At 64.2% G+C, this 4042-nt stretch carries 4 protein-coding genes, 1 tRNA gene and 1 pseudogene; 2 read left to right on the forward strand and 4 right to left on the reverse strand.

Annotation, left to right across the window (positions count from 1 at the left end; all coding sequences use genetic code 11):
• From yidC to rpmH, 3 genes are all read right to left on the reverse strand, one after another.
• Nucleotides 1-482, reverse strand: a 482-nt coding sequence (gene yidC / locus EN750_RS21985) for a membrane protein insertase YidC (protein ID WP_145967829.1), incomplete at its 3' end; no start/stop codon positions are given.
• 14 nt (nucleotides 483-496) lie between these two features.
• The gene (gene rnpA / locus EN750_RS21990; protein WP_127397630.1) at nucleotides 497-850 is read right to left on the reverse strand and encodes a ribonuclease P protein component; all 354 of its coding nucleotides are present in this window, start codon (nucleotides 848-850) and stop codon (nucleotides 497-499) included.
• A 16-nt stretch (nucleotides 851-866) separates the two neighbouring features.
• A complete protein-coding gene (gene rpmH / locus EN750_RS21995; protein ID WP_008833937.1) occupies nucleotides 867-1001 on the reverse strand; it encodes a 50S ribosomal protein L34 in 135 nt (44 codons plus the stop codon).
• Nucleotides 1002-1279: 278 nt separating this feature from the next.
• On the opposite strand from rpmH, the gene EN750_RS22005 reads away from it, so the two are divergent.
• Together EN750_RS22005 and EN750_RS22010 are read left to right on the forward strand one after the other, a co-directional pair.
• Nucleotides 1280-2782 (forward strand): HAMP domain-containing sensor histidine kinase, encoded by a 1503-nt coding sequence (locus EN750_RS22005; RefSeq protein WP_127397631.1) that lies wholly within the window; start codon nucleotides 1280-1282, stop codon nucleotides 2780-2782.
• Between the two features lie 251 nt (nucleotides 2783-3033).
• Nucleotides 3034-3110, forward strand: a tRNA-Arg gene (locus EN750_RS22010).
• Between the two features lie 381 nt (nucleotides 3111-3491).
• On the opposite strand, the pseudogene EN750_RS39555 reads toward EN750_RS22010, so the two are convergent.
• Nucleotides 3492-4042, reverse strand: a pseudogene (locus EN750_RS39555) (hypothetical protein); the annotation flags it as partial.

Here is a 4042-nt window from a genome sequence, read left to right on the forward strand (position 1 = left end):
GTCTCGGGACCGGGCACCGCGCCAGTCTTGTCGTTGCCGACGAAGCCGATCTCGGCATAGTAGCCATTGGGCAGTGCCGCCGGGTTGAGCAGGCTGATCTCGGGCGAATTCTTGTCGACCGTCTCGGTGTAGTGCTTGAGCTTGAGGTCGTCGAGACGGGCGCCGGTCAGGTTGATCGAACCCTCGAGGCTCGGCGTGTCGATCCTGGCGCGGGTCGTCGTGGCGAGTGCCTGTTCGCGGCCGGCCGGCGTCACGGCGTCTGTTCCCGGTGCGTTGGGAATGGCGCCAGGGGCGGCGGGCGTTCCGGTGTCGGTACCGGGATTGGTGCCGGCGGCCTTCTTCTGCTCCTCGACGCGCTGCTGTTCGACGCGGGCGGCCTCGCGTTGCGCTTCGCTGCGCGGCAACACGTAAAAATATTGCCATACCGCCAGGATCAGCACCGACAGCGCGATGGTGATGAAGAAGTTCCGGTTGTTTTCCATCGAAAGCCCTTGGCCTATCGTGTTCCGCGCAGTCGGCGGGAAAGTTCGGCCTTCAACTGGCCGAACGGAGTGGTAAGCACGTCTTCGCGCCCGACGATGACATAGTCATTGCCAGGCGCCATGTCACTTGCCGCATGCGTGCGGACGGCTTCTCGCAACCGCCGCCGGACACGGTTGCGGACAACCGCATTGCCGACCTTCTTGGTGACGGTGTAGCCGACGCGCGGCGACAGGCCGTCGCCGCGGTCGAGAACTTCAACGAGAAAAAGCCGCCCGCGTCGCTTTTCACCACGATGGACGGCCAGGAATTCCGCGCGCTTCAGAAGCCGCTTGGGATTTGGTCCCACTGGCTTGCCGGTTGCGGGCAACGATCTCGTCTTCCGTTCAGGCGCTGAGCCGCTTGCGACCGCGGTTGCGGCGAGCTGCGACGACGCCGCGACCACCCTTGGTGGCCATGCGGGCACGAAAGCCGTGCCGACGTTTGCGGACGAGTTTAGACGGTTGGTAGGTACGCTTCATTTGTTTTAATACCGCGGGGTGCGGCCCTTCTTGATTCTGTCACTGTGTAACAGGAGCTTTGCCGGGCCGGCTTTGGCGCGATCGAAACCGCGCCGGGACGAATGGCCCGAGCGTGTGCGGGCTTATAGAAAGAAGGCTTTTGGAAGTCAATCCGGAGTCGTCGGGCGCAATCCGGCTCCGTTCAGGCCGGTTTATGTTTGCGACCAAGGATGAAATTGGCAAAAAAGCCGTAATCGCCTAATCTGCGTTGATCAAGTGATCGTGAAGACATTAGCCGCATGAGCGAAACCATACAGGCACAGGAAGGGATCGGCACGGCGGCGTCCACCGAGGCGCCAGCCGCCGTGCGCACGGTTCCGCTGTCGCGCGGCCTGTCGACCAAGCTGCTGCTGCTGACCATCGTCTTCGTGCTTTTGGCCGAAGTGCTGATCTTCCTGCCCTGGATCGCGAGCTACCGGCTGAACTGGCTGAAGGAGCGGCTGAGCACGGCGGCGGCGGTGTCGATCGTGCTGGTGCAAGGTGAATCCACCTCGCTGTCGCGCACGGCCCAGAACGACGTGCTGATGGCGATCGGCGCCAAGGCGATCGCGGTGCGCGACGGTGGCGTCTCGCGGCTGCTGGTGGTGGCCGAAATGCCGCCGAAGGTCGACGAGCACATCGATATCGCCTCGATCGGCATGATCAAGGGCATGACCGGTGCGCTCGACACGCTGTTTTTCGGCGGCGACCGGATGCTGCGCGTCTTCGGTCCGGTCGGCGACTCCGACAAGGAGTTCGAACTGATCATGCCCGACAACAGCCTGCGCAATGCGATGCTGCGCTATTCGCGCAACGTCGCCTTCGTCTCGCTGCTGATCTCGCTGTTCACCGCCATGCTGGTCTACGCCGCCATCGACCTGATCATGATCGGGCCGATCCGGACGATGACGCGCTCGATGCTGTCCTTCTCCGAGGCCCCCGACGATCCCGGACGGATCATCCATCCGGCTGCCCGCGCCGACGAGATCGGCGTTGCCGAGCGCGAGCTGTCGCAAATGCAGGAGCGGCTGCAAAAAATGCTCTCCGAGCAGAAGCATCTTGCCGACCTCGGCCTCGCGGTCTCCAAGATCAACCATGACATGCGCAACATCCTGGCCTCGGCGCAGCTGATGTCGGACCGCCTGCGCCAGGTCAAGGATCCGACCGTGCAGGCCTTCGCGCCGAAACTGCTGCGCGCACTCGACCGTGCCGTGTCCTATTCCGAAGGCGTGCTTCACTACGGCCGCACCCAGGAGCCGCCGCCCGCGCGCCGCCGGCTCCGGCTGCGGCAGCTGGTCGAGGATGTGCAAGGCCTGCTCGACATCGAGCAAGGCATCGAGTTCGTCAATTCGGTCGAGCCGGCCTTCGAGGTCGATGCCGATTCCGACCAGCTGTTCAGGGTGCTCACCAATCTGTGCCGAAATTCCGTGCAGGCGATGGCGGCCGACAGCGAAAACGCCCTGGTGCGCCGCCTGGCGGTTTCGGCCGTGCGTCTGGGCAGCGTCAGCCGCATCGCCGTCAGCGACACCGGACCCGGCCTGCCGCCCAAGGCGCGGGAAAACCTGTTCGCGGCGTTTCGCGGCTCGGCGCGCAGCGGCGGCACCGGCCTTGGCCTAGCGATCGCGCACGAACTGATCCGCGCGCATGGCGGCACGGTGGAACTGGTCGAGAGCATTGGCGGGCGCACCACATTCGCCGTCACCATCCCCGACCAGCCGGTCCGGCTCGACCAGGCCCGCAACAGCCTGCGCCGCCCCGCCTGACGGTTTAGAGCGCTGGGTCGCCCGGCCCTCTTGTCTTCTGGCCCGATTCTTCCAATGAGCAGGAACCGGCTCGACTTCGGACCGTTGCCAGGTGCCGGAATCTCCAGCGTTCATCGCCGGCCAAGGCACTTGTGACAAAACTTTTGCCGGATCGGCTTGCTTTTCCGAAATTCAGTCGCTAGGGAACACGTCTCGTCGCGACCGGTCGTTTACGATCGGATTGCGGGGTCATGGAAAGCATGGCCTGTTGCGCGCCCGTAGCTCAGCTGGATAGAGCACCAGACTACGAATCTGGGGGTCAGGAGTTCGAATCTCTTCGGGCGCGCCATTCCATCCAGCTGAAATTGCTTCCTTTCAGGCCTCGCCAATCAACCGCATCGGCATGATCGGGCTGGCGGTCAGCGCTGTCGCTGGGTACACGCATGAGGCACCGGTGTTGATGTTGCCGGCTCCCAACGCAAAACCTAGGGAATGACTGTCCGAAAAAGGCCGTTTTCAACTGCCGCCGATTCCTCGCGTTCTCATACATGCTGATCGGCGGGATGAGGCGCGCTCTCGCTCCGGCCCTCGCCCGCACCTCGAATTTGGTGCGCTTCAACTCCGGAAGAGTCTTCTGATGCTGCAGATGATCCAGCACGGTCTTCTGCGCGACGTTGCCAAACCCCCAAAGGCGCCTGCAAGCAGGGGCCTCTGTCTTCGACATGGGCCGTCACGTTCGATCTCGGTTGCCGGCGGACGATGCCGGCGCGCTCCCGGCTCGCACCTCCTGGAGCAGCAGCAACAGGTCTGCCTTGGCCCAAAGCAGATAGCAGACAAGCAATGTCAGCGGCGCTGCGACGAGCGTCCAGGAAGCGCCCGACCATACCAGTTGCAGGGCACCGCCGCTCCCCACCGCGGCCGAGACCAGCGCCGGCAGACGGCTGGCCAGAACGGCACTCCGGAACGGATTGGGCCAGTTGGCTGGCCAGCCGGGCAACGGCTTGCCGTCCTCGAAGGCGCTGCCGAACTTGCCGAGCGCATGCAGCAAGCCCGAGGTCGCCGCAAGCACAGGTTCGCCGAACAGGAACAGGGCGATGCCGAGTCCGATCGCCCCGACCCCTGACGTCATGTCGCCAAGGCGGTTTAGGGACACGTCTGGGGACGGCTTCCTGGCCCATGCGCGGCAGTAGATCTCGCCGCTCCAGAAGAAGACCAGCGTGGCCAAGGTGAGCGACAGGGCAGCGATGCTGCCAACGAAATAATCGAGGAGCGCGGCATGGC

Origin of the sequence: Mesorhizobium sp. M7A.F.Ca.ET.027.03.2.1, assembly GCF_003999175.1 — a bacterium.
In the GTDB taxonomy this organism is placed as follows: Bacteria; Pseudomonadota; Alphaproteobacteria; order Rhizobiales; family Rhizobiaceae; genus Mesorhizobium.

What these genes read in the sequence shown, in the direction of transcription:
- rpmH (WP_008833937.1), bottom strand. Translation starts at nt 1,001, where the DNA reads ATGAAGCGTACCTACCAACCGTCTAAACTCGTCCGCAAACGTCGGCAC.
- EN750_RS22005 (WP_127397631.1), top strand. Translation starts at nt 1,280, where the DNA reads ATGAGCGAAACCATACAGGCACAGGAAGGGATCGGCACGGCGGCGTCC.